At 59.4% G+C, this 23487-nt stretch carries 26 protein-coding genes; 17 read left to right on the top strand and 9 right to left on the bottom strand.

The window, feature by feature from the left end; all coding sequences use genetic code 11:
- The first annotated feature begins 59 nt into the window (after window positions 1–59).
- Genes sufB through I6E73_RS08420 form a run of 5 tightly spaced genes read left to right on the top strand, consistent with a single transcriptional unit; the run spans window position 60 to window position 4132 of the window.
- The gene (gene sufB, locus I6E73_RS08400; protein WP_197105638.1) at window positions 60–1478 is read left to right on the top strand and encodes a Fe-S cluster assembly protein SufB; all 1419 of its coding nucleotides are present in this window, start codon (window positions 60–62) and stop codon (window positions 1476–1478) included.
- Window positions 1479–2666 (top strand): Fe-S cluster assembly protein SufD, encoded by a 1188-nt coding sequence (gene sufD / locus I6E73_RS08405; protein ID WP_197124544.1) that lies wholly within the window; start codon window positions 1479–1481, stop codon window positions 2664–2666. It abuts the gene before it with no gap.
- A complete protein-coding gene (locus I6E73_RS08410) occupies window positions 2663–2998 on the top strand; it encodes a non-heme iron oxygenase ferredoxin subunit (RefSeq protein ID WP_197124546.1) in 336 nt (111 codons plus the stop codon). The genes sufD and I6E73_RS08410 overlap by 4 nt, the downstream gene beginning before the upstream one ends.
- 35 nt (window positions 2999–3033) lie before the next feature.
- Window positions 3034–3798: a Fe-S cluster assembly ATPase SufC gene (sufC, locus tag I6E73_RS08415; protein WP_197124548.1), complete on the top strand. Its 765-nt coding sequence runs from the start codon at window positions 3034–3036 to the stop codon at window positions 3796–3798.
- Between the two features lie 4 nt (window positions 3799–3802).
- A complete protein-coding gene (locus I6E73_RS08420) occupies window positions 3803–4132 on the top strand; it encodes a metal-sulfur cluster assembly factor (protein WP_100388990.1) in 330 nt (109 codons plus the stop codon).
- A gap of 35 nt (window positions 4133–4167) precedes the next feature.
- Here I6E73_RS08420 and I6E73_RS08425 read toward each other — a convergent pair whose 3' ends face one another.
- The gene (locus I6E73_RS08425; protein ID WP_197124550.1) at window positions 4168–4788 is read right to left on the bottom strand and encodes a biotin transporter BioY; all 621 of its coding nucleotides are present in this window, start codon (window positions 4786–4788) and stop codon (window positions 4168–4170) included.
- Window positions 4789–4909: 121 nt separating this feature from the next.
- Here I6E73_RS08425 and I6E73_RS08430 point away from each other — a divergent pair, with 121 nt between their 5' ends.
- Complete coding sequence (locus I6E73_RS08430) at window positions 4910–6508, top strand: ABC-F family ATP-binding cassette domain-containing protein (protein WP_197105633.1); 1599 nt, start codon at window positions 4910–4912, stop codon at window positions 6506–6508.
- A gap of 65 nt (window positions 6509–6573) precedes the next feature.
- On the opposite strand, the gene I6E73_RS08435 is transcribed toward I6E73_RS08430, so the two are convergent.
- Together I6E73_RS08435 and I6E73_RS08440 are read right to left on the bottom strand one after the other, a co-directional pair.
- Window positions 6574–7410 carry an SURF1 family protein gene (locus I6E73_RS08435; RefSeq protein ID WP_197124551.1) on the bottom strand — a complete coding sequence of 279 codons (837 nt, stop codon included), beginning with the start codon at window positions 7408–7410 and terminating at the stop codon, window positions 6574–6576.
- A 235-nt stretch (window positions 7411–7645) separates the two neighbouring features.
- Entirely contained in the window at window positions 7646–7945 is a 300-nt protein-coding gene (locus I6E73_RS08440) for a DUF3099 domain-containing protein (RefSeq protein ID WP_197124553.1), read from the bottom strand.
- A 72-nt stretch (window positions 7946–8017) separates the two neighbouring features.
- On the opposite strand from I6E73_RS08440, the gene I6E73_RS08445 reads away from it, so the two are divergent.
- Complete coding sequence (locus I6E73_RS08445) at window positions 8018–8740, top strand: beta-ketoacyl-ACP reductase (protein WP_197105630.1); 723 nt, start codon at window positions 8018–8020, stop codon at window positions 8738–8740.
- A gap of 21 nt (window positions 8741–8761) precedes the next feature.
- Here the strand turns inward: I6E73_RS08445 and serB are convergent, their stop codons facing one another.
- On the bottom strand, window positions 8762–9400 hold the full coding sequence (serB, locus tag I6E73_RS08450; RefSeq protein ID WP_197124555.1) for a phosphoserine phosphatase SerB: 639 nt from the start codon (window positions 9398–9400) through the stop codon (window positions 8762–8764).
- A gap of 130 nt (window positions 9401–9530) precedes the next feature.
- On the opposite strand from serB, the gene I6E73_RS08455 reads away from it, so the two are divergent.
- Both I6E73_RS08455 and I6E73_RS08460 read left to right on the top strand, forming a co-directional pair.
- A complete protein-coding gene (locus I6E73_RS08455) occupies window positions 9531–10313 on the top strand; it encodes an ABC transporter ATP-binding protein (protein ID WP_197105628.1) in 783 nt (260 codons plus the stop codon).
- A gap of 75 nt (window positions 10314–10388) precedes the next feature.
- Window positions 10389–10640: a type B 50S ribosomal protein L31 gene (locus I6E73_RS08460; protein WP_197105627.1), complete on the top strand. Its 252-nt coding sequence runs from the start codon at window positions 10389–10391 to the stop codon at window positions 10638–10640.
- 177 nt (window positions 10641–10817) lie between these two features.
- Here the strand turns inward: I6E73_RS08460 and I6E73_RS08465 are convergent, their stop codons facing one another.
- Entirely contained in the window at window positions 10818–11516 is a 699-nt protein-coding gene (locus I6E73_RS08465; protein WP_197125216.1) for an exonuclease domain-containing protein, read from the bottom strand.
- A gap of 130 nt (window positions 11517–11646) precedes the next feature.
- Here I6E73_RS08465 and I6E73_RS08470 point away from each other — a divergent pair, with 130 nt between their 5' ends.
- Together I6E73_RS08470 and I6E73_RS08475 are read left to right on the top strand one after the other, a co-directional pair.
- Window positions 11647–12558 carry an alpha/beta fold hydrolase gene (locus I6E73_RS08470; RefSeq protein ID WP_197124557.1) on the top strand — a complete coding sequence of 304 codons (912 nt, stop codon included), beginning with the start codon at window positions 11647–11649 and terminating at the stop codon, window positions 12556–12558.
- Window positions 12555–13640 carry a glycosyltransferase family 1 protein gene (locus tag I6E73_RS08475; RefSeq protein ID WP_197124559.1) on the top strand — a complete coding sequence of 362 codons (1086 nt, stop codon included), beginning with the start codon at window positions 12555–12557 and terminating at the stop codon, window positions 13638–13640. Before I6E73_RS08470 ends, I6E73_RS08475 begins: the two co-directional genes overlap by 4 nt.
- Before the next feature lie 7 nt (window positions 13641–13647).
- Here I6E73_RS08475 and I6E73_RS08480 read toward each other — a convergent pair whose 3' ends face one another.
- Window positions 13648–14277, bottom strand: a complete 630-nt coding sequence (locus I6E73_RS08480) for a histidine phosphatase family protein (protein ID WP_197105623.1) — start codon at window positions 14275–14277, stop codon at window positions 13648–13650.
- Window positions 14278–14332: 55 nt separating this feature from the next.
- Window positions 14333–15163: a Sir2 family NAD-dependent protein deacetylase gene (locus I6E73_RS08485; RefSeq protein ID WP_197124560.1), complete on the bottom strand. Its 831-nt coding sequence runs from the start codon at window positions 15161–15163 to the stop codon at window positions 14333–14335.
- A gap of 52 nt (window positions 15164–15215) precedes the next feature.
- On the opposite strand from I6E73_RS08485, the gene I6E73_RS08490 reads away from it, so the two are divergent.
- From I6E73_RS08490 to I6E73_RS08500, 3 genes are all read left to right on the top strand, one after another.
- Window positions 15216–16049, top strand: coding sequence for an RNA methyltransferase (locus tag I6E73_RS08490; RefSeq protein ID WP_231600599.1), 834 nt, complete (start codon window positions 15216–15218; stop codon window positions 16047–16049).
- 34 nt (window positions 16050–16083) lie between these two features.
- Entirely contained in the window at window positions 16084–17310 is a 1227-nt protein-coding gene (locus I6E73_RS08495) for a D-alanyl-D-alanine carboxypeptidase (protein ID WP_307784259.1), read from the top strand.
- A 110-nt stretch (window positions 17311–17420) separates the two neighbouring features.
- Window positions 17421–18527, top strand: coding sequence for an acyl-CoA desaturase (locus tag I6E73_RS08500; RefSeq protein WP_197105620.1), 1107 nt, complete (start codon window positions 17421–17423; stop codon window positions 18525–18527).
- Between the two features lie 158 nt (window positions 18528–18685).
- Here the strand turns inward: I6E73_RS08500 and I6E73_RS08505 are convergent, their stop codons facing one another.
- Complete coding sequence (locus I6E73_RS08505) at window positions 18686–19447, bottom strand: SGNH/GDSL hydrolase family protein (RefSeq protein WP_197124562.1); 762 nt, start codon at window positions 19445–19447, stop codon at window positions 18686–18688.
- Between the two features lie 154 nt (window positions 19448–19601).
- Here I6E73_RS08505 and I6E73_RS08510 point away from each other — a divergent pair, with 154 nt between their 5' ends.
- From I6E73_RS08510 to I6E73_RS08520, 3 genes are all read left to right on the top strand, one after another.
- On the top strand, window positions 19602–19865 hold the full coding sequence (locus I6E73_RS08510) for a GlsB/YeaQ/YmgE family stress response membrane protein (protein ID WP_197105618.1): 264 nt from the start codon (window positions 19602–19604) through the stop codon (window positions 19863–19865).
- 125 nt (window positions 19866–19990) lie between these two features.
- Window positions 19991–21238, top strand: a complete 1248-nt coding sequence (dinB, locus tag I6E73_RS08515) for a DNA polymerase IV (RefSeq protein ID WP_197109948.1) — start codon at window positions 19991–19993, stop codon at window positions 21236–21238.
- An 84-nt stretch (window positions 21239–21322) separates the two neighbouring features.
- A complete protein-coding gene (locus I6E73_RS08520) occupies window positions 21323–23089 on the top strand; it encodes a DEAD/DEAH box helicase (RefSeq protein WP_197124564.1) in 1767 nt (588 codons plus the stop codon).
- Window positions 23090–23251: 162 nt separating this feature from the next.
- Here I6E73_RS08520 and I6E73_RS08525 read toward each other — a convergent pair whose 3' ends face one another.
- Window positions 23252–23455 (bottom strand): cold-shock protein, encoded by a 204-nt coding sequence (locus I6E73_RS08525; protein ID WP_100389010.1) that lies wholly within the window; start codon window positions 23453–23455, stop codon window positions 23252–23254.
- Window positions 23456–23487: the final 32 nt, after the last annotated feature.

Below are 23487 nucleotides of genomic sequence, written 5' to 3' on the forward strand. Positions count from 1 at the left end.
TGTGCGAAGGAATGCCAACGCAGCCACCTTGGTTGATAGGGGCAGGAAAAGAGGTACCAATGTCCGACGTGCTGATCGATCGTCCGGAACTCAATGGCATGGGCCAGTATGAGTTTGGCTGGGCTGACTCCGACGTTGCGGGAGCCTCTGCGCGACGGGGCATCAACGAAGAGGTCGTTCGCGACATCTCTACGCTTAAAAACGAGCCTGAATCTATGCTCAAATTGCGGCTCAAGGGCCTTGAGCTCTTCGGTCGCAAACCGATGCCGAAGTGGGGCGCCGACTTGTCGGGCATCGACTTCGACAACATCAAATACTTTGTGCGCTCCACTGAAAAGCAGGCGCAGACGTGGGAGGACCTCCCCGCAGATATTCGCGATACTTACGAGAAGCTGGGTATTCCGGAGGCAGAGCGCAACCGTCTGGTTTCGGGAGTTGCTGCACAGTATGAGTCCGAGGTTGTTTTCCACTCGATCAACGCCGAGCTTGAAGCCAAGGGCGTCATCTTCATGGACACTGACACGGCGCTGCGCGAGCACCCCGAGTTCTTTGACGAGTACTTCGGCACGGTAATCCCCGCCGGCGACAACAAGTTCGCTGCGCTGAACACCGCCGTGTGGTCGGGTGGTTCCTTCGTTTACGTGCCCAAGGGCGTCCACGTTGAGATCCCGCTTCAGGCCTACTTCCGTATCAACACGGAGAACATGGGCCAGTTCGAGCGCACGCTGATCATCGCTGATGAAGGTTCGTACGTTCACTATATTGAGGGCTGCACGGCTCCGATCTACAAGTCGGACTCGCTTCACTCGGCCGTCGTTGAGATCATCGTGAAGAAGGACGCTCGCGTTCGTTACACGACGATTCAAAACTGGTCAAACAACGTGTACAACCTCGTCACCAAGCGCGCTATCGCTCACGAAGGCGCAACCATGGAGTGGATCGATGGCAACATCGGTTCCAAGGTCACGATGAAGTACCCATCGATCTACCTGGTGGGGGAGCACGCCAAGGGCGAAACCCTTTCGGTTGCCTTCGCCGGCCCCGGTCAGCACCAAGACGCCGGAGCCAAAATGATCCACATGGCGCCGTACACGACCTCCTCGATCGTCTCGAAGTCTGTGGCGCGTGGTGGCGGTCGTGCCGGTTATCGCGGTGAAGTCCGCGTTGACGAAAAGGCTCATCACTCGGCAAACACCGTTCGCTGCGATGCCCTATTGGTCGACACTATTTCGCGCTCCGATACCTATCCGTCGATTGACATCCGAGTGGATGACGTTCAGCTTGGCCACGAAGCAACCGTTTCGAAAGTCAGCGCCGAACAGCTCTTCTATCTCCAGTCGCGCGGCATGGAAGAAGATGAGGCGATGGCGATGATCGTGCGTGGCTTCATCGAACCCATCGCGCGCGAACTGCCCATGGAGTACGCCTTCGAACTCAATAAGCTCATTGAACTGAGCATGGAAGGATCCGTCGGCTAAATGACCGTCGTTACACCAGAACAGCACGGACTCACGGCTCACAGCGACGGTGGATGGGACGCAAGCGAAAAAGGCTTCGTTCCCGTTCAGACTCGCTCAGCACGCCCTCAGTCTTTCGAACACACCGATTTCGCTCCCGTCAACGGGCTAGAAGCGGAGTGGAAGCTCACGCCAGTGAAGCTCATCAAACCGCTCCTTGACGACGCACTTGACGGCGCTCCCTACGCGATCGACACCGAGGCCCCTGAGGGCATCAGTGTCGAGTGGGTAGCGCGTGACGACTCGCGCATTGCTTCGGCAGGCGCGCCAGAAGAGCGTGCCTCCGCCAATGCGTGGACCAACTTCGAGCAGGCCCTCGCCATCACCATTACGGGCGAAGAGCACTCAACCGTGCGAATCTCTCGCGCAGAGTTGGGCAGCACTGCACGCGCCGGCCACATCGTGATTACCGCGCGCCCACACAGCAACGGCACCGTCATTGTGGAGTCCACTGGCTCCGCACTTCTCAGCGAGAACGTTGAGGTCGTTGTTGAAGAAGGCGCAACGCTGAACTTTGTCAGTGTTCAGGACTGGGCAGACGACGCCATCCATCTCGCGAGTCATTTCGTACAGGTCGGACGCTCAGCCACGCTCAAGCACACGATCGTGTCGCTTGGTGGCAAGGTCGTTCGCGTCAACCCGTCGGTGCACTTGTCAGGCGAAGGCGCCGACGGCGAACTCTACGGTCTCTATTTTGCGGATGCGGGACAGCATCTAGAACAGCGTGTATACCTTCACCATGAAGCGGCCCAGACTCGCGGCCGCGTCAGCTACAAGGGTGCACTTCAGGGCACTGGAGCACGCACCGTGTGGGTCGGAGACGTCCTCATCGGCCCTCACGCTGCCGGCACCGATAGCTACGAACAGAACCGCAACCTCGTTTTGACCGAGGGAACGCGCGCCGACTCGATCCCGAACCTTGAGATTGAGACTGGCGACATCCAGGGTGCCGGCCACGCTAGCGCAACCGGCCGTTTCGACGATGAGCAGTTGTTCTACCTGCAGGCTCGCGGTATCTCCGAGTCAGAAGCACGACGTCTGGTAGTGATCGGCTTCCTCTCTGAGATCGTTCAGAAGGTCGGCGATGAGCAGCTCGAAGCCCGCCTTCACACCGCCATTGAGGCGGAGCTGGAAGGAACCATCTCGTGACCGCTCAGCGCGTGTGTGGCGTCGACGAACTCGAACCCAACAAGGCCTACCGCGTAGAGCTTGAGGGCACACCAATCTGTGTCGTAAAAGACTCTGCCGGCAAGGTCCATGCCATTGGCGATACGTGCACTCACGGCGACATTTCGCTTGCGGAAGGTTTCGTCGAAGACGGAGCCATCGAGTGCTGGGCCCACGGCTCACTCTTTTCGCTCGACACCGGTAAGCCGTTGAGCTTGCCCGCCTATGAACCTGTACCGGTCTTTGTAGTGAAGATCGACGACGACGGAGGGGTCCACATCGACCCCGAGGACACCGTCGCCATCGAGAGCTAATAGCTCTCCATACGAGACCATTAAGGAAAGAAATAATGTCAGTACTGTCAGTCAAAGACCTGCACGTCAGCGTCGAAACCGAGCAGGGCACGAAGCAGATCCTCAAGGGCGTCAATCTTGAGATCAAGCAGGGCGAAACTCACGCCATCATGGGTCCTAACGGTTCGGGCAAGTCCACGCTTGCCTACACAATTGCGGGTCACCCCAAGTACCACGTCGAAAGCGGTTCCATCACGCTCGATGGTGTTGAGGTGCTCGACATGAGCATCGACGAGCGCGCTCGCGCGGGTCTCTTCCTCGCGATGCAGTACCCGGTTGAGATTCCCGGTGTCAAGGTCGCTGACTTCTTGCGCACGGCGAAGACCGCTCTTGCTGGCGAAGCTCCGGCGCTTCGCCCGTGGATCAAGGAAGTCAACGGTGCGATGAAGGCACTGCGTATGGACAAGGCGTTCTCCGACCGTAATGTCAACGAAGGCTTCTCCGGTGGCGAGAAGAAGCGCAACGAAATCCTCCAGCTTGAACTGCTCAAGCCAGGCTTCGCGATTCTCGACGAGACAGACTCCGGCCTTGACGTCGACGCCCTCAAGATTGTGTCCGAGGGTGTCAACCGCGCGCAGGAAGCAACAGGTCTCGGGCTGCTGCTGATCACTCACTACACGCGCATTCTTCGGTACATCAAGCCCGACTTCGTTCACGTCTTTGTTGATGGTCGTGTTGCTGAACAGGGCGGACCCGAGCTTGCAGATCGCCTTGAAAACGAAGGTTATGATCGATTTTTGACCGACACGAGCGTAGCGTAGGCGTATGTCTACTGTTTTGGCGCCCGCCCTTTTCGACGAGGTTGAAGAGGCTCTCAAAGATGTTGTAGACCCTGAGCTTGGGGTCAACATTGTTGACCTCGGACTCATCTACGACCTCAGCTGGGATCCCGAGAACAACGCACTGATCATCAGCATGACGCTTACGTCCGCGGGTTGCCCGTTGACCGACGTTATCGAAGAGCAGATTGCGCAGTCGCTCGACAATGTCGTAGAGGCATTTCGGATCAACTGGGTCTGGATGCCCCCGTGGGGTCCAGAGAAGATTACTGACGATGGTCGCGACATGATGCGGGCTCTCGGCTTCTCGATCTAACGTAGGTTTCTGCGCCTCGCAGATCCCGGAGCTTGTTAGTTGGGCTCTGCAGCACGGTCATCGTGCTGCAGGGCTTTTCTCCACGCGTAGGAGAGCACCGTCGCAGCGAGGATCACTTTGATTGCTGCGCCAACCAGAAACGGTGTGATGCCGACATCGAAGAGGTCCAGCACGGTGTACTCGCGGCCTAGACCGGTCAACGCCCGTGCCAATCCCAGCAGTCCCATTGCGTAAATGGCCGCCGTTCCCAGAGTTGCGGCTGCTGTTGTCTTCCAGAACGTTCGATCCCAGCGCCGCTCGGCAAGCGCGCCCATCAGCCAGGCGCCAACGATGTAACCAATGATGTAGCCGCCTCCGGTGCCCGTCAGTACGTCAAGCCCTCCGCCAGCGTCACTAAAAACCGGGAGCCCCAGCGCGCCAAGCACGGCGTAGAGCACCATCGCCAGGGCTGCCCGAGTTGCCCCCAATGAGAGTCCTACGATCATGACGGCGAGTGTCTGACCGGTAATCGGAACTGGGTACAGAGGAATCACGAACTGCGCAGCCAGCGCAGTGAGCCCCGCTCCAGCCACAACGTAGATGACGCTCGCCGCCCAATTCGGCCCGAAGATGAGATCAACAATAGTTGGCTTGAACAATCGAGTAGCGATGCTCACGATGGCAGCCTCTTGCCTCTCTAATCTCCGAACTGCACTGCGCAGTGGATGGTAGGAAGTAGACTAGTTGGTTGGTGCTGTCGCCCACTAACCCCAACCCCCAAGATTTGGACGTTTTGCCGTGCTTGCTGTGCATGATCTCGAGTTGCGCGTTGGCGCACGCATGCTGATGCAGGGCGTCAACTTCCGTGTCGATCGCGGAGACAAAATTGGGCTGGTTGGCCGCAACGGCGCTGGCAAGACCACGCTCACTAAGACGCTCGCCGGGGAACTCGAATCCACAGGCGGCAAGATTGAGCGCACCGGCGAGATCGGATATCTCCCACAAGACCCCCGTTCCGGAAATCCGGAAGACCTCGCCCGCACCCGTATTCTTGATGCTCGCGGCCTCGGCAGCATCGTATTGAAGATGCGCCAGGCGCAGGACGAGATGGGCAGCAGCGATGCAGCGGTGAGCACCGCTGCGATGGATCGTTACGGCAAGCTCGACGATCAGTTCATGGCCTTGGGCGGATATGCCGCCGAGGCTGAGGCGGCGTCCATCGCGAGCAATCTGAGCCTTCCCGACCGCATTCTCGACCAGCAGCTCTCGACGCTCTCGGGCGGTCAACGCCGCCGCATCGAACTTGCTCGAATCTTGTTCTCGGGCGCAGACACTATGCTCCTCGATGAACCCACAAACCACCTCGACGCCGACTCTGTTGTCTGGCTGCGCGAGTTTCTCAAGAATTTCAGCGGCGGTCTGATCGTGATTAGCCACGATGTTGAGCTTGTCGAAGACACTGTCAACAAGGTCTTCTACCTTGACGCGAACCGCCAGCTGATCGATCAGTACAACATGGGTTGGAAGCACTACTTGCGCCAGCGCCAGTCGGATGAGGAACGCCGCAAGAAGGAACGTGCCAACGCCGAGAAGAAGGCATCGACCCTTCAGGCTCAAGCTGCTCGCTTCGGGGCCAAGGCCTCCAAGGCGGCGTCTGCTCACCAGATGGTTGCTCGCGCCGAGAAACTGCTTGCCGGTCTCGACGATGTTCGGACCGCTGATCGCGTTGCCGCTCTGCGCTTCCCCGATCCTGCTCCCTGTGGTCGTACGCCGCTCATGGGCCACAACCTCAGCAAGAGCTATGGCTCGCTCGAAATCTTTGCGTCCGTCGACCTTGCGATCGATCGCGGTTCGAAGGTAGTCATCCTCGGCTTCAACGGTGCAGGAAAGACAACCCTGCTTCGGATGCTGGCCGGCGTCGACGAGCCAGACACCGGTGAAGTCGAAGCTGGTCACGGCCTGCGCATTGGCTACTACGCTCAAGAGCACGAAACCATTGACGTCAAGCGCTCTGTTCTCGAAAACATGGTGTCGTCGTCGCCGAACATCACTGAGATGGAAGCGCGTCGAGTTCTCGGCTCCTTCCTGTTCAGTGGGGATGACGCCACGAAGCAAGCCGGCGTGCTGTCTGGTGGAGAGAAGACCCGTCTCGCTCTCGCAATGATCGTCGTCAGTGGTGCCAACGTGCTCCTCCTCGATGAGCCCACTAACAACCTTGACCCGGCGAGCCGTGAAGAGATTCTCGGTGCTCTTGCGAGCTACACGGGCGCTGTTGTACTTGTAAGCCACGACGAGGGCGCTGTCGAAGCCTTGAATCCTGAGCGCGTTCTGATCTTGCCTGACGGCATCGAGGACCACTGGAACAAGGATTACGCCGACCTCATCAGCCTCGCCTAGCTAGGGGACCGCGGCGGCGACGCCGCACGCTGAGTTCTTTCGCGAGCAGAAGCGTCGGGTGCTGTTTAGGCGTCGAGGATCGCGTCTTCGATTTCCGCATCAGTAGGACCGCGTTTCACTGCCTTGTCGCGACGCTTCTTAGCGCGCTCCCGTTCAGCGGGATCCTGTTCGTTGACGAGACGATACTCCTGACGAACAGCCCAGGCGAGCCCAATGAAAGCAAGCACGCCAAAAGCGACCCACTGGAAGGCGTAGGAGAGATGCGCGCCCTCATCGAGGAGAGGTTTCGGGTAGGCCAGTGGCATATCGGCCACCGCGGGAGACTCAGACGCCAACAGGCCGTACCCGCCGACATAGGTTGGTTCACCCACTAGTTCCGCAACGGTCGGCAAGTGAATGGTCGCGATCTGCCCCTCGGGCGCTGAGCGGTTGTAGACCGTTGGTTCGCTCGGCTTGAGTCGGAGAACAAGATCAACCTGTCCTGTGGGGGCAGCGGGCACAAAATCGGGTTCGTCTTGGCTGTTTCCCGACGGAACCCATCCGCGGTCGACAGCAATAATTTCGCCGCTGACGAGCTTGAAAGGTACGAGCACTTCGAATCCCGGCTGGCCACCATACGGTCGCCCGCGCACAAGAAGTTGTTCAGCAATCAGGTATTCCCCAGTGACTGCCACCGACATCCACTTGTTGTCGACATCGAACTCATCGAGCTCGGGCATCACGCTCGCGAGATCCTGGGGCGTTGCGTCCCAGTTGTCACTGACGCGCGCAACTTCAGCGGCCGCTTCCTCCCGCCGGTCAAACTGCCAGTGTGAGAGAAAAACGCAGCCGATAGCGAAGGCGATGACCAAGGCTAGGTACCCAAACCACCGGCGAGAAAAAGCAAAGCGCCACCGATTCATGCGCCGCTCCCATCAGGAACCACAGAAACGGCCTCAGCGAGATCGCTCACTACGACAGGAAAATTGCGGGTTGTTAGATATTCACTGAGGTAGGCGACGTGGTCATTGCACGCAAGCCACACCTTCACCCGATCCAAGCCGTGGATGCGCGGATTTCGCCAGTTAACATTCCACTGCGCGGGCGCTGTGCACCCTGCGCGCGAACACTGTTGTGTGCTCGGGCCGCTCTCACCGATCACCGAGCGGCCTCATCCGTTCCTTGTGCGCTGAAGGAGTCACCTGAGGTCAACGCGAATTGGCCTGGCGTAGTGACAGTGTCTCCACGCCGGGAACCGACGTTGGCCATCACAACGGCAACGTACGGGAGAACGACAGCGCCAAGCACGGGCAGCACAAGCCACCACCCCCGCACGAAGACGCACAGCAGGACGCACACGATGCGGATCCCCATAGCTATGGAGTAGTTGATGACACGGCGACGCCGTTCATCATCGGGCCGCTCAGGGAGCGACGTGATCGACTCAGGAGTGTTCATGGGCTTTCTTAGGTTGCCGAGGTGACTGCACCCTAAGCCTACGCCGCTGCTGGCGACTATATGCTGGGAACCATGAGCACCACAGCAACTGAATCACGAATCGTTCTCGTCACCGGTGGCAACCGCGGTATTGGCCGAGCAATTGCCGAAGAGTTTGTGGCTCAGGGCTACCGCGTGGCCGTCACCGCCCGCTCGGGCACGGGCCCAGAGGGCACTCTGACGGTGACCGCAGACGTCACGGATGCCGCAAGCATCGATGCTGCCTTCAGCGAGGTTGAGTCCAAGCTCGGCCCCGTCGAGATCGTTGTAGCGAATGCCGGAATCACCCGCGACATGCTGCTCATGCGCATGAGTGATGACGACTTCACCGATGTCATCGACACCAACCTCTCTGGAGCTTTCCGCGTCGTGAAGCGTGCGTCCAAAGGCATGATGAAGGCCCGCTTTGGCCGCGTCATCCTCGTCTCGAGTGTTGTCGGCCTGCTCGGCTCTGCCGGCCAGGTCAACTATTCCGCCTCCAAGAGCGGACTAATTGGACTCGCTCGGTCTCTCACCCGTGAGCTCGGCAGCCGGGGGATCACCGCCAACGTTGTTGCTCCCGGCTTTATCGAGACCGACATGACCGCGGCGTTGCCTGCCGAACAACAGGATGCCTACCTCAAGCAGATTCCCGCGAACCGTTTTGCACAGGCCGCTGAAGTCGCAAAGGCGATCACGTGGCTTGCCAGCGACGATGCCGGCTACATCTCAGGCGCGGTCATCCCCGTCGATGGCGGACTAGGAATGGGCCACTAGCGAGATTTCTTTCTCGAGTCTCTAGCCACGGAGGCCCAATAGCGGTAGGACCGCGCTGAGGTCGCGCGTGTCAATGTGCACGTCAGCATTCGCTCGCACAATCGGCTTAGCCGTGATGCCGATGGAAAGAGCGGCAGCGGCCATCATCAATAGATCGTTGGCGCCGTCACCGACCGCAATGGTGCGAGACAGGGGAGTGTCGGAGTCGGCCGCCCACTCTCGCAGCGAGTCTGCTTTGGCCTGAGCGTCGATCACGGGGCCGAGGACAGCGCCCGTGACCAGACCGTTCTTCACTTCGAGGCGGTTAGCGCGGGCGTAGTCCAGACCGAGACGCGCGGCAAGAGGATCAAGAAGCTCATGGAAACCGCCAGAAACTGCTGCAACACGGCCGCCGGCCGCTTTGACGCCAGCTATGAGCTCCTCAGCGCCGTTCGTGACGCGGATGTCGCGAGCACACTCGGCAATCACTGACTCGGGCAGCCCAGCCAGGGTCGCTACTCGCGCTCGAAGGCTCTCTTCGAAGTCAAGTTCCCCGTTCATCGCCCGCGTAGTGATCTCTGTCACCTCTGGCTCGGACCCTGCCCGCGCAGCGAGTAACTCGATTACTTCGTTCTCGATTAACGTGGAGTCGACGTCAAAAACTACGAGAAATTGTGCCAAGGCGAGGACCCTTCAATCGACGGTTCATGTCGTGGGTTTCGAGAACCGCACGACTTCACTCGTCAGACTATCGGGATCGCCCTCGTTGCCTCGCCCATGGGAGCCAGCAAAGCAATAGGATGAACACATCATGGCTAGCGTTCTCACCTTCTCCGACGTCACCGTCACTCGTAGTGGCAACACGATCCTCGACTCTGTTTCTTGGAGTGTAGAAGCTTCCGATCGGTGGGTGATTCTCGGTCCCAACGGGGCAGGCAAGACCACGCTGTTGCAGTTGGCCGCCGCTCAGATTCATCCAAGTTCGGGAGAGGTCACGGTGCTCGACAGCACTCTTGGCGCCTCCGACGTATTTGATGTGCGTCCGCGCATTGGTTTCGCCTCGACCGCTCTTGCCCGCCGCGTTCCCGGCAACGAGAGTGTTCTCGATGTTGTCTTGACCGCGGCATACTCGGTGACGGGTCGCTGGAACGAGCAGTACGAGAATGTCGACGTGCGTCGTGCACGTCGCGTGCTCGCCGAGTGGAGTCTCTCGCACTTGGAAGAACGTCGCTTCGGCGATCTGAGCGATGGCGAACAGAAGCGGGTGCAGATTGCACGCTCCGTGATGACCGACCCAGAACTGCTCTTGCTCGATGAGCCGGCAGCAAGCCTCGACCTCGGCTCGCGTGAAGAACTAGTTCAACTCCTGAGCGGTTACGCTCAGGCAGATACCGCGCCAGCAATCGTGATGGTGACGCACCACGTGGAAGAGATTCCGCGAGGATTTACCCACGCGCTGGTTTTGTCCAAGGGTTCCGTGCACAGCGCGGGTAAGATCGATGACGTTGTTACGTCAGAGAACTTGAGTGCCGCTTTCGGTCTCGAACTCATCATCACAAAAGACTCCGGCCGCTACACCGCGCGTGCTGCCTAATCCTCTGATAGGCTTGTGTGTCGGTCCGCGTGACCGCCTACGTCTTTTATTTATTCAAGAACCCAGGGAAATCCAATGAAGTCCGAGACCCACCCCACATACATGCCCATCGTCTTTCGCGACCTCGCGTCTGGCTCCACGTTCCTCACTCGTTCAACTGTGACGAGCGAGAAGACGATCGAGTGGGAAGACGGAAACACCTACCCGGTCATCGACGTCGAAATCTCCTCCGAGTCGCACCCGTTCTACACGGGTAAGCAGCGCATCATGGACTCCGCAGGACGCGTTGAGAAGTTCAAGAACCGTTACAAGGGCTTCGGCAACTAGTAACACCCAGTTTTTTCCTGAAGGCGATCGGTTATCCGGTCGCCTTCAGTCGTTAACGGCACGACCTCATTCGTGCACCGTCACCGTGCGGCAGCAACTGCAGCTGCAACTGCAACCACAGAAAATGCGCAACGTTCCACGGAATGTTGCGCATTGCTGAATAAGGCTGGGGGAGCGCTACTGCGGGAACGAGCGTATTGGCCACTCCAGGTTCGCCACGAAGCTCTCGTCGCCCTTGGACCTGCGGATGAACTCCTGAAAGCTTGCCGACTGCTCGGCGTACCAGCGCTGTTGCAGCGCGTGCAATTCGCCAAATGGAATGCTGAGCTGCTCCGTGTACTTCAGGAGCAAGGCCTGAGCAACGCGGGCGGCAGCGATCGCATCGGCGCCTGCGTCGTGGGCATCGTCCAAAGTGACACCGTACAGCGCCGAGGTCGCTTCGAGAGTGCGCTTGCCCCGGCGGTAACGATCAACGCCTTTGTCGATAACCAAGGGATCGATGACGATATACGGCTCCGCAAGGCCCTCGATTGAATGCCGGCGACATTCGCGATCAAGCAGCGAGAGGTCGTATGGCGCGTTATAGACGACCAAGGGAATGCCCTGTGCGCACGTGTCTTTCAACGTGTTCACAATCTCAGCGACGACAGTGGCCGCGTCTCGACCCTCAGCTCGTGCTCGTTCAGTAGTAATTCCGTGAATCGCGGCAGCGCCATCCGGAATCTCAATGCCCGGGTCGGCGAGCCAATCCCACCGAGACGTCACCACGCCCACCTCATCGACGAGGGCGATACAGGCGGAGACGATGCGACTGGTCTCCACGTCGACGCCAGTGGTTTCAAGATCGAAGGTGGCTAGGGTGCCGGAGTTGCTCATGAACTCAGCGTAAGGCGAGACACTGACACCGGGAACTCGGCTCGCGGAGTTCCCGGTGTCGAACTCGCCGGGCAACGCATTCGAAGCCAGGATGTCAGCAACCACCGGCACACTGCATAAGATTGTTCGAATGAGACCAGCATCGCCGTACGGAGCACTGCTCGACGCCACCCCGGCGAGGCACTCCGTTGTTGAAGTGCTCGGCTCATCAACGCACTACTGGGAGTACGGCCCGAAAGATGCCGACACCGTTCTGGTTCTGGTGCATGGTTTTCGGGGCGACCACCACGGCCTCGAGGCAGTCTGTGCTCACATTCGCGGCATCCGCATCATCAGTCCCGACATTCCGGGTTTCGGTGCGTCCGAGCCGCTCAGCGGTCGGGCACACGACATCGAGGGGTATGCGCTCTGGCTTCAGAGCTTCGTCGAAGGACTCGACCTCAACGGGAGCGCCATTATTCTCGGGCATTCCTTCGGATCGATTGTGGTCTCTGCCGCACTTGCCCGTGGCCTTGTCACGCCACGGCTCATTCTCGTCAATCCCATCGCAGCGCCGGCACTCTCGGGGCCCAACGGCGTGCTCAGCAAGATAACGCTCTGGTTTTATCAACTTGCGCGTGCTCTGCCGCACGCGATCGGCGCGCCGATGCTCAGCAACTGGATCGTCGTGCGCGTGATGAGTCTTGCCATGGTGAAGACTCACGACCCAGAACTTCGACGCTGGGTCCATCGCCAGCACCACGCGCACTTCAGCAGTTATGCCAATCGCGACAGCCTGCTTGAAGCATTCGAGGCATCCATCGGATCGGATGTCAGCATGTTTGCCTCGGAGATCACCGTTCCCACGCTCTTGATCGGGGCTCGCAATGACCCCATCAGTCCCGTTCCTGCTCAGGAGCGACTGCACACGCTCTTCGCTGACTCACAGCTCGAAATTTTCGACAACGTTGGCCACCTCATCCACTACGAACGGCCGCGCGAAGCCGCCGAACTGATCGTTAGGTTCCTGAATGCGGGAACAGTTGCGGAGCCAACCTCATGAAAATCATTTTTGATTGCCGCTACACGCGCATCGGCCGCCACGACGGCATCAGCCGCTATGGGGCGCGCCTCGTCGAGGAATTGAGCAAGCTGCACCCCGTGACGATGTTGGTTTCCGACAAGCGCCAACTTGAGCTGCTGCCTGACTTGCCCTGGGAACTGGCGTCATCACCCACGGGCATCCTAGAACCGCTCGTTGCCCTGCAGGTCAATAAGCTGAAGCCGGATGTCGTGTTCACCCCCATGCAGACGATGGGCCCGTTCGGTCGCAACTACACTCTCGTCACGACAGTGCACGACCTCATCTACTACAAGCACCCCACTCCGCCTCACAACCTGCCGTGGGCAGTGCGTGTGATGTGGCGTGCGTATCATCTGACCTGGGCTTTTCAACGGGCACTTTTGAACAGAGCAGATGCCCATGTCTCCGATTCCCAGACGACACGTGACCAGATGCTGGAGCATAACCTCACGCGCAACCCCATTGCCGTCGTGACTCTTGGCACCGATAGTCCAGCCGAATACGTTCCCCGGGTGGCACCGACGACTCGCGAACTCGTCTACATGGGCTCCTATATGCCGTACAAGAACGTGGGGCTGATTGCTCGTGCACTCCACGATCTGCCCGGCTACACCCTGCACCTGATGAGCCGCGTAGACGAGACGACGAAGGCAGAGTTGACGGCACTCGCGCCGGAGTCGAGCCTCATCTTCCACAACGGAGCAAGCGACGAGGTCTACTCGGAGACACTCTCGCGGGCGACCGCTCTTGTGACAGCATCTCGCGATGAAGGCTTTGGCCTTCCACAGGTTGAGGCGATGGTTCTTGGTACGCCGGTGGTCGTCAGCGATACGGCGATCTTCCGCGAAGTTTCAGGCCCCGCCGGCGGATTCTTCAACCCAGACAAACCTTCAGAACTAGCACGGGAAGTCAAAGCCCTTGAGGATCCCGCTACCTGGCAAGCGCGTTCAACCGCCGCTCGGCAACGTTCTGCAGAGTTCACCTGGCAAAAGGGTGCCGCAACGCTTTACGAAGTCCTTCAGGATGCCGTAGCTGCCCGCGAGGCGAAAAAGAACGGTTAGAGAGAAGCTACCCGTCACCTTCGCGTCGAGCTAGGGCGTTCTGTGCTGCGAAGTCGTCGCCGCCCTGGCGTTCTGATTCCTCTTCGATGGGGTCATCGAAATCGATGAGTGTCAGTGTGCCTTCGTCGTGGCGGAAGCTATGCACTGAGCCGTTGGCGATTCGTCCGTGGGGGTGCCCCGGAGCGACCGTGGCGAGCACCGTCGCGATGACTCCGCCGTGAGCTACCACGATGATTGACTCGCCGTGATGGTGCTCGGCCAAGCGAACGAGAGCGGGAACAACACGCTTCGCTACATCCTCGCGTGGCTCTCGGCCAGGAACTTCAACGTCGGTCGGATAACGGGCATCGATTTCACTATCGGTGCAGCCTTCGGCAACTCCATAGTTGCGTTCGACAATCGCGGCTACGGGTTGGGGAGCAGGAAGCCCGACGATGCCCGCAATAATCTCTGCGGTTTCCATCGCCCGTGAGAGCGGACTCGCGAAGATACCGTCCCACTGACGGCGAGCAAGAAGTTGCCCAGTTGTGCGTGCCTGCTCGCGACCCGTGTCGTTGAGAGGAATGTCGGTACTGCCCTGAATGCGACGCTCGAGATTCCAGTCGGTCTCTCCATGGCGCACGAGATAAATGAACACAACGCTCCGTTCACAACACAATGACCAGCGCAGAATACTCGGGCGATCTGCGCTGCTAGGCAGCTAAGCGCTCCACAAGTTCGCCAAGAACTGCGGAAGCGCCACCATCGATCTTAACGTCGGCGCGCTTATCGGCTTTGGTCGCTCCACGATTGATGATGACAAGGGGGATCTTCTTGCGCATAGCTCGCTCAACAAGGCGGATGCCGGAATTGACGACGAGAGATGACCCCGCGACGATCATGGCATCCGACTGGTCCACGAGCGAGGCACCCAGCTGGAATTTTCGCGTGGGAACGAACTCGCCAAAGAACACGACATCCGGCTTCAGAACCCCGCCGCAGACGGTGCACTCGGGGATCACGAAGTCGTCAACGTTGTGCACGTCAGCATCGCCGTCTGGATTAAGCGTGTGGGAGTCATCTTCTTCGAGCCACGGGTTCAGTTCAGAGATGCGGGCCGCTAGGGGAGTGCGGGCAAAATACTGTCCGCATCGCAAGCACCGAGCACGATCGATGCTGCCATGCACATCAACAACACGGTTGGAGCCAGCGCGTAAGTGCAAACCATCGACGTTCTGAGTCACGATGCCGTTGCTGATCCCTCGGCGTTCAAACTCGGCAAGGGCATCGTGGCCCTCATTCGGCGTCGAAGAAGCAAAACGTTTCCAGCCAAGGTGGCTACCAGCCCAATAGCGTTTGCGAAAATCAGGCGAGCTCTGAAACTGTTGAAAAGTCATCGGATTGCGCACTGCGGCGCCTTCACCGCGATAATCGGGTATGCCCGAATCGGTGCTAATACCAGCGCCGGTGAGTACGCTAATGACCTTGCCCTGAAGCAGCTCTGCAGCACGATCGATTTCGTTGCTGATCGGGAGTGTGTTCACTCTCCAAGCGTAAGCACTTCGGGCTCATCCACTGCCATTTCAGATTCACCTGATGGCGAAACCGCACAGTTGGGAACACACCGTGAACGTCATCCGGGTCACCGATCTCACCGATCCCCGCCTTAGCGACTTCGCCAACCTCACGGATGTTGCTCTGCGTCGCCGCACAGAACCGGCTGGCGGTCTCTACATTGCCGAGTCGTCCAAAGTGATTGCGCGTGCACTTCGGGCCGGTCATGTGCCACGCGCGGTACTCGTTCTCGAACAGTGGCTCGACGACGTGGCCGAGTTGCTCGGAGATTCTCCGGTTCCGGTGTACGTGGGGGAGTCGCAGCTGCTTGAACAGCTCACGGGCTTCAACCTGCACCGCGGCGCCCTGGCATCCATTCACCGTCCTGCCCTTCCCAGCGTTGCCGATCTGGTGGCGGATGCGCGCCGCATCGTCATTCTGGAGGACATCGTTGATCACACCAACGTCGGCGCAATTTTCCGCTCTGCCGCTGCGCTTGGGGCAGACGCGGTGCTCATTACGCCACGGTGCGCCGATCCGCTTTACCGGCGGAGCGTGCGGGTCAGCATGGGAACGGTTCTTCAAGTGCCATGGACTCGCCTCCAGAACTGGCCTGCTGACGCGGCCGATCTCAAGGCCGCGGGCTTTCATCTCGCAGCGCTCGCCCTCAACGATGACTCGGTCGACCTTGACACTTTCGCCGCTGACGCCCCAGAGAAGGTTGCGCTGATCTTGGGGACAGAGGGCGACGGTCTTTCTCTGAGCACGATCGAAGCGGCCGATACCGTCGTCAAGATTCCCATGATGCACGGCGTCGATTCGCTCAATGTCGCCGCCGCCAGCGCAGTGGGTATGTACATGCTTCGAGCACGCTAACCACCGCCATAGCTTCACCTGTTAGCGTTATCCGGTGCCGCTGACTCAACGCCAAATTTTCCGTCGTCGTCGTATTGTCGTATTTTCTGTTGTTGGCGCCGTTCTGGTGACAGCGTTCTATCTGCCGCTGACGCTTCTCGCGCCGCTCGACGAGGTTTCGGCCCACGTTCTCCCCCTTGATGCACCGGTGCCAACGGAGCCCGAACTCACCCTTCCCAGCTATGGCGCCTCGGCGATCGGTGCCCTCGACCGCCCCGGCGTGCTCGCGCAAGCGGGCAGCACTGATGCGGTTCCTATCGCATCCATCACGAAAATTATTACCTCTCTTGTAGTGCTCGACGCTAAACCACTTGAGGTGGATGAAGCGGGCCCGACCATTACGTTCGGGCCAACCGACCTCGAGTACTACTACGAACAGCTCGCGCTATACGGGTCTGTTTCACCGGTCTATGACGGCCAGCAGCTGTCTCAACGCGACGTCATGACTGTTGTTTTGCTCCCCTCAGCCAATAACTATGCTCAATCACTCGCGCACTGGGCATTCGGCTCTGAGGAAGCGTTCGTCGCCGCGGCGACAACCTGGCTGGCTGACAATGGCCTCGAGAACACGACGCTTACAGAAGCATCCGGAATTCAGGAGACGAATCGAAGCACGGCGGGCGACCTCACTGAAATCGCGCGCTTGGCGATCGAGAATCCGGTCATCGCGCAGATCGTCTCGACCTCATCCGCAGACATTCCGGGTATAGGTGCAGTTCACAACAGCAACCAACTCCTCGGCATCGACGGCGTCGACGGGATTAAGACGGGAACTCTCGACGCGGGGTGGTCCTGCCTTCTGTTCTCCGCAGACGTGACCGTTGGTGATGAAGTCATCACTCTGGTTGGCGCGGTCGTCGGCGGGCCAAACCACCCCACGATCAATGCGGCGATTCGCGAGCTCATTGCGGATGCCACTGCCGGGTTCTCCGAAGTTGAAGTTGCGACAGATGGGGAAGAGTTCGCGGACTATGACACGCCGTGGGGCGATGAGTCTGCTGCAATCGCTGCGTCGACCGTCACTGCGGTGGTGTGGGGCGACGATGAGATCTCCGTAACAGTGGAAGCTGCCCCTGTTCGCCTTGCTGAGGCCGGGGAAAACGCGGGCACGCTTCACGTGCAGGTCGGCACGGAAACCTTCGAGATCCCACTGGTGTTTAGCAACGAAATCGATGATCCGGGGGTCTGGTGGAGACTCACAAACCCACAAAGCTTGTTTTAGTTATGGAATAAACACGGCACTCACAGGAGGTCGCGATAAGGTGGAGTGCATCTGGAGCACTTGCTCGATTGACAAATGGCTGGGAAGTCATTCAAAACATCTGAGGTCACGTGAGTAGTTCTCTCTCAGCCGATCCCACACGAATCATCAAGACTGGGCCCCGCGGAGTCGGTAGCCCGATGAGCGAATTCGCATCATTGTTGCGCACCGTTCGCGAAGCAGGTCTGTTGCGTCGCAACAGACGCTTCTACATCATCACTTTTGCCGTGATTACCGTCGCTATGGCAGCCGCTTGGGTTGGTTTCGCGATGCTTGCCGGCACGTGGTACATCTTGTTGATCGCCGCGGCGATGGGCATCATTTTTACGCAATACGCATTTTTGACACACGAACTGGCGCATCGCCAAGTTTTTCAGTCCAGCAAGCTCAATGACACTCTGGGGCGGCTTATGTCCGACCTCGTCGTGGGTATTAGCTACGCCTGGTGGATGAACAAGCACTCGCGTCACCACGCGAACCCCAACACGGTCGATAAAGACCCTGATATCGAGACTGACTTCATTATTTTCCAGAAGGAAAAGACTGTCGGCCTCAAGGGTATGACTAAGTTCATGGCTAAGCGCCAGGGCTACCTGTTCTTCCCAGCGCTCTTGCTTGAGGGCTTCAACCTTCATTCACACGCTTTCCAAGAGGTCTTCAACTTCAAGAAGAAGGTCGACAAGCGCTGGCTCGAGATCAGCCTCTTGCTCGTGCGCAACATCGGTTACCTTGCCGTCGTGTTCAGCTTCCTTCCGCTCGGCATGGCATTTGCCTTCTTGGGCGTTCAAATGGGAATCTTCGGGCTTTACATGGGCGCATCGTTCGCTCCCAACCACAAGGGAATGCCGATCTTGCCCAAGGGGTCGAAGGTTGACTTCCTGCGTCGTCAAGTTCTGACGAGCCGCAACATCCGTAGTGGTGTGTTCATGAACCACTTCATGGGTGGACTCAACTTCCAGATCGAGCACCACCTTTTCCCCACGATGCCGCGTCCGCATTTGCCTCTCGCCGCTGAAATGGTTAAGGAGTACTGCAAGACCAAGGACATCAAGTACACCGAGGTCGGGCTCGTCACGTCGTACGGCATAGTGATTCGCCACCTCAACGAAGTCGGCCTGAGCGCCGACGGTGATCCCTTCGACTGCCCCGCAGCCGGTCGCACCGGTTACACCGGGTAGCCCGCTAAGAAACATAAGAAAAGAGGGCCCCTGCCGCATTGGCAGGGGCCCTCTTTTCGTCTCCATCCGCTCACTAGCGGTGCGCTGACCACCGTGGGTACTGTGGCGCGCGTTGCTGCCCTCACGGGCCTCCTAGGGCCCGTGAGGGGCTCTTACGTTTAGAAACCCGGTCGTTTCGCTGTGACGTTGTCGCCCGACGATTGGTGACGGATCCGACGCAATACCCACGGCACGAGGTGTTCACGAGCCCAGCCGATGTCTTCGACGCGCGCTTCGCGCCAGAGACGCGGAGGAAGCGGCTCTGGCCGGAAAGGCTCAAGTTCGTTGGCAACATTGAGGGAGTCGAGCACCATGCGAGCGACCGTGTGATGGCCAACGGGGGAGAAATGGAGGCGATCCGGCGACCACATACGCGGGTCCGCGAGTTCGCGCAGCGCCCACATGTCCGCGACGACGGCGTCGTGGCGTTGGGCTACAGCGCGAATGTTTTCGTTGTAGATGGCAACTTTGCCGCGCATGCGATTGAGGACGGGAGTCATCCCGATATCAGGGCCGGTAAAAAGCACGACTGTAGCGCCATCCCGGCGAAGCTGCTCAACGAGAGTATCTACGCGCTGAGCGACCTCATCGGCATCCGAGCCTGGGCGGATGATGTCATTGCCGCCAGCAGAGACGGTGATGAGGTCAGGCTTGAGCTCCATCGCCGGCTCGAGCTGTTCAGCGGCAACCTGATTGAGTAGCCGACCGCGAATCGCCAAGTTGGCATACGCGAAGTCTGGTTTGTGGGCGCCGAGCACTTCCGCAACGCGGTCAGCCCACCCACGGTTACCGCCGGGGGAGTTGGCTTCGGGGTCGCCGATGCCCTCCGTAAAGGAATCTCCGATGGCAACATATCTGCTCCACGGGTGTTGTTCTTGCATACGTCTAGCCTGTCTCAAAATCTGCCTGTGCGCTACCCGGGTGGTTCCTGTGAACAGCCTGTATTGCTTTGACCCCCGGATAGGGCACGTGGTTATCTCTTCTCTGTTGGTTTTCATACCGAAGACCACTTAACAACCGTTTGGAGAACACACAATGGGAATCATCGGCTGGATCGTACTGGGACTCATCGCCGGAGCTATCGCTAAGGCAATCTTGCCCGGACGCCAGGGCGGCGGTTGGCTCGCAACACTCCTTCTGGGTGTCGTTGGAGCACTCGTCGGAGGATTCGTGGGAGGCGCCATCTTTGGCATTGGCCTCGAAGAGTTCTTCTCCATCGAAACGTGGCTCGTAGCCATCGGCGGCTCAGTGCTCGTGCTCTTCCTCTATGGACTGATCACGCGCGGCTCACGTCGCTAAACACTCTTGGGTAAAAGGGGCGGTGCACTTCGGTGCACCGCCCCTTTTCTGTGGTTGCCGCGATTCTCCAGCGAAGGTGTCCGAGCCTTGTCCTCACCGTCAGAGGCACCTGCGACAATGGCGCTATGGGTAAGCAAGACGGTCGCACGCGCCATGTAACCGCGCCGGGAGTTGACGACAGCACTGCCACCATCCTGCACGTCGACATGGACGCGTTTTTCGCCTCCGTCGAGCTGCTCGATCACCCCGAGCTCATCGGCAAGCCCGTCATTGTGGGGCACAACTCAGTTCGCTCAGTGGTCACTGCTGCGACCTACGAAGCTCGCAAGTACGGCGTCAATTCTGCGATGCCCATGGCCCTTGCCCTGCGCCGGTGCCCGAATGCAATCGTCCTAGAGCCACATTTCGAGCGCTATCAACATTTCTCTTCCGTCGTCTTCGATATCTGCGACCAGCTCACGCCCAAGGTGGAACGTCTGGGCATCGACGAAGCATTCCTGGATGTCGCGGGCGCACGTGCCATCTACGGCTCACCCATCGAGGTAGCCACACTGCTGCGCCGGCGGGTATTTGCAGAGACCGGCCTCGTCTGTTCGGTAGGGGCCGCCGCATCGAAGTACGTGGCGAAGGTCGCGTCGGGGTTGTCTAAGCCCGATGGACTGCTGGTTATTCCTGCCGACCAGACGATCGAATTCTTGCATCCGCTGCCCATCACCGCCCTGTGGGGCGTCGGCGGCAAGACTGCCGAGTCGCTGCAGCAGCGTGGTTTCAGCACAATCGCAGACATCGCCCATGCAGACCGAGAAACTCTGACGCGCGCGGTCGGTGAAGCTGGCGCAGTGAAGCTCCACAACCTCGCCTGGGGCAACGATCCCCGCAGCGTTGTTGAGCGTGCCGCAGAGAAGAGCATCGGGCACGAGACGACCTTTGAGTACAACGTGTTAGATGCCGATGAGATCCGCCGAGAATTGCTCCGGCTCTCCGGGAAGGTTGCCGCGCGGTTGCGAGGCGCTGGAATGGAGGCGAGCACCGTGGTGTTGAAGCTTCGGTTCGAAGACTTCAGCACAATCACCCGGTCGAAGAAATTGCCCGACCCCACCGATCTCGGCCGCACCATTTACGAGACCGTGAGAGACGTGTATGCCGACTTCGCTCGCGAGGGTCGCCCCGTGCGTCTCGTCGGCGTCCGCGGCGAACAACTCGTTGAGCCCGGTGGAGGCCAGCTCAGCCTGTGGGACACCACCGACGGGTGGCGCGACGCCGAAGAGGCCATGGAAGCGGCATCTGCTCGCTTCGGAACTGGTGCCATTGGACCAGCGCGTCTTCTGGGCTCGCAACGTTCAGAACGGCCGCGCCTAGGTCAACGCGACTAATCGCTCGCGCTTTTCACGCCCCGAGGCCCGAAACACTCCGAACACGAACTCGGTTGTCAGTAGAGAACGGTAAAGTCTTATCAAGTGAGCACTCCATTGCCTGGCCCCACCGTGGGCACCTTCGCGGCGGAACACCTCTCACCGTCGTACCCCGAGCGCGCCGCCCGAGGCACCGCATCCAAATTGCGAGCGTGGCAGGCAGAAGCCCTCGATCTCTATTTTGAGAAAGAGCCCCGCGACTTTCTTGCCGCCGCAACTCCGGGTGCAGGAAAGACCACATTCGCACTCCGCCTGGCCGTTGAACTCTTCGCCAGACGGGAAATCGATCGTGTGACCGTCGTGGCGCCGACCGATCACCTCAAACGCCAATGGGCCGACGCCGCCAACCGCGTCGGAATCCGCCTCAATCCCTCGTTCTCCAATGGAGACGCGTGGGGTGGTCGCCGTTTTCACGGTGTCGCCGTCACCTATGCCCAAGTCGCCATGAAGGCGTCGCTGCATCAGGAAATCACAGACTCGGCCCGCACCCTCGTGATTCTCGATGAAGTGCATCACGGCGGAGACGCCCTCAGCTGGGGCGATGCCATCCGTGAATCGTTTGGCCGTGCCACCCGGCGGCTCTCGCTCACCGGCACCCCGTTCCGCAGCGACACCGCCCCGATTCCCTTCGTGACCTATGCGCCCAATCATGAGGGCATCCGCACCTCGGTCACTGATTACAACTACGGTTACGGTCGCGCGCTCGAAGACGGTGTTGTTCGTCCGGTCATCTTCATGGCCTACGCCGGCAAAATGCGCTGGCGTACCCGCATGGGCGACGAGATGGAAGCCCGCCTCGGCGAAGGCGATACCAAAGACGTCACCGCGCAGGCGTGGCGCACAGCTCTTGACCCCAAGGGCGAGTGGATGCCGGCGGTGCTGCGGGCAGCAGATCGTCGCCTCAGCGAAGTGCGGCATTCGGTCCCCGATGCCGGAGGGCTCGTCATTGCGACCGACCAGCTCACCGCTCGCGCCTACGCCACACTCATCAAGGACATCACGGGGGAGTCCGCCACGATCGTGCTCTCCGACGAGAAAGAGTCATCGTCGCGCATCGAGAAGTTTGCCGAAAGCGATAGTCGCTGGATGGTGGCCGTGCGCATGGTGTCTGAAGGTGTCGACGTTCCGCGACTTGCCGTCGGCGTGTATGCGACCTCGGCATCTACCCCGTTGTATTTCGCTCAAGCTGTTGGTCGTTTTGTGCGCACCCGTCGCCGCGGTGAGACAGCATCCATCTTTTTACCGAGCGTTCCGAACCTGATGAATCTCGCCGGCAAGCTCGAGAAAGAGCGCGACCACGCTCTCGATCGCAAAGAGTCGCCCGATGACCTGCTCGATGACAGCCTTCTCGATGCAGAGAACCGTGAAGAGAAGACGAGCGATGAACTCGCCGACGAGTTCACCTGGGAGGCCATTGAGTCCGAAGCAAACTTTGACCGGGTGCTCTTCGACGGCGCCGAGTTTGGTTTTGCCGCCGAACCGGGCAGCGACGAAGAGCTCGACTTCATTGGGCTTCCCGGCATTTTGGAGCCGGAGCAAGTGCGCGAACTTTTGCTGCAGCGCCAGAAGCGCCAGTCGAAACGCGCCGAGAGTCGCCCCAAGGAAGAACAGCCGCCGCCCCTGTACCGCACGCTCAAAGAGCAGCGAACCCTATTGAACAACCTCGTGGGCCGCAGAGCGAAGCTTTCTAACGAACCGCACGGATTGATCCACGCGGAACTCCGTCGCGTCTGTGGCGGTCCTGCGGTTGCTCAGGCGACGGTGACGCAATTGCAGACCCGCATTGATTACCTGCGTAAGGGCATGCACTAGTCACTAGCAGCGAGGCCTCACAGGTGTCGCGTTGTGCGTTTCGCCGGGCGAGACGCGAAGACCGCCGGGTGCTGCGCGTGTGGTTAGTCGTGCATCCGTCTGTTAACAAGAAAACGCCCCCGGTATAGGACCGGGGGCGTTCTCATTACTGAACTATCAAGATCAGAGGGGGCGGATGTTCTCCGCCTGGGGACCCTTGGGTCCCTGTGTGATGTCAAACTCAACCTTTTGGTTCTCGTCGAGCGACTTGTAGCCATTTGTTGCGATGGCCGAGTAGTGGGCGAACACATCAGGACTTCCGTCCTCGGGGGCGATGAAGCCAAAGCCCTTTTCTGCGTTGAACCACTTGACGGTACCTAGTGCCATTTAAAACTCCTCCAGGAGCGTTCCTCAGGCCC

The organism is Salinibacterium sp. SWN248 (genome assembly GCF_015864575.1).
Lineage (GTDB): Bacteria > Actinomycetota > Actinomycetes > Actinomycetales > Microbacteriaceae > Rhodoglobus.

What these genes read in the sequence shown, in the direction of transcription:
- I6E73_RS08445 (WP_197105630.1), top strand. Translation starts at nt 8,018, where the DNA reads ATGAGCACCACAGCAACTGAATCACGAATCGTTCTCGTCACCGGTGGC.
- I6E73_RS08475 (WP_197124559.1), top strand. Translation starts at nt 12,555, where the DNA reads ATGAAAATCATTTTTGATTGCCGCTACACGCGCATCGGCCGCCACGAC.
- I6E73_RS08455 (WP_197105628.1), top strand. Translation starts at nt 9,531, where the DNA reads ATGGCTAGCGTTCTCACCTTCTCCGACGTCACCGTCACTCGTAGTGGC.
- dinB (WP_197109948.1), top strand. Translation starts at nt 19,991, where the DNA reads ATGGGTAAGCAAGACGGTCGCACGCGCCATGTAACCGCGCCGGGAGTT.
- I6E73_RS08470 (WP_197124557.1), top strand. Translation starts at nt 11,647, where the DNA reads ATGAGACCAGCATCGCCGTACGGAGCACTGCTCGACGCCACCCCGGCG.
- I6E73_RS08510 (WP_197105618.1), top strand. Translation starts at nt 19,602, where the DNA reads ATGGGAATCATCGGCTGGATCGTACTGGGACTCATCGCCGGAGCTATC.
- I6E73_RS08460 (WP_197105627.1), top strand. Translation starts at nt 10,389, where the DNA reads ATGAAGTCCGAGACCCACCCCACATACATGCCCATCGTCTTTCGCGAC.
- I6E73_RS08435 (WP_197124551.1), bottom strand. Translation starts at nt 7,410, where the DNA reads ATGAATCGGTGGCGCTTTGCTTTTTCTCGCCGGTGGTTTGGGTACCTA.
- sufC (WP_197124548.1), top strand. Translation starts at nt 3,034, where the DNA reads ATGTCAGTACTGTCAGTCAAAGACCTGCACGTCAGCGTCGAAACCGAG.
- sufD (WP_197124544.1), top strand. Translation starts at nt 1,479, where the DNA reads ATGACCGTCGTTACACCAGAACAGCACGGACTCACGGCTCACAGCGAC.
- I6E73_RS08525 (WP_100389010.1), bottom strand. Translation starts at nt 23,455, where the DNA reads ATGGCACTAGGTACCGTCAAGTGGTTCAACGCAGAAAAGGGCTTTGGC.
- I6E73_RS08505 (WP_197124562.1), bottom strand. Translation starts at nt 19,447, where the DNA reads ATGCAAGAACAACACCCGTGGAGCAGATATGTTGCCATCGGAGATTCC.
- I6E73_RS08490 (WP_231600599.1), top strand. Translation starts at nt 15,216, where the DNA reads ATGGCGAAACCGCACAGTTGGGAACACACCGTGAACGTCATCCGGGTC.
- sufB (WP_197105638.1), top strand. Translation starts at nt 60, where the DNA reads ATGTCCGACGTGCTGATCGATCGTCCGGAACTCAATGGCATGGGCCAG.
- I6E73_RS08420 (WP_100388990.1), top strand. Translation starts at nt 3,803, where the DNA reads ATGTCTACTGTTTTGGCGCCCGCCCTTTTCGACGAGGTTGAAGAGGCT.
- I6E73_RS08440 (WP_197124553.1), bottom strand. Translation starts at nt 7,945, where the DNA reads ATGAACACTCCTGAGTCGATCACGTCGCTCCCTGAGCGGCCCGATGAT.
- I6E73_RS08465 (WP_197125216.1), bottom strand. Translation starts at nt 11,516, where the DNA reads ATGAGCAACTCCGGCACCCTAGCCACCTTCGATCTTGAAACCACTGGC.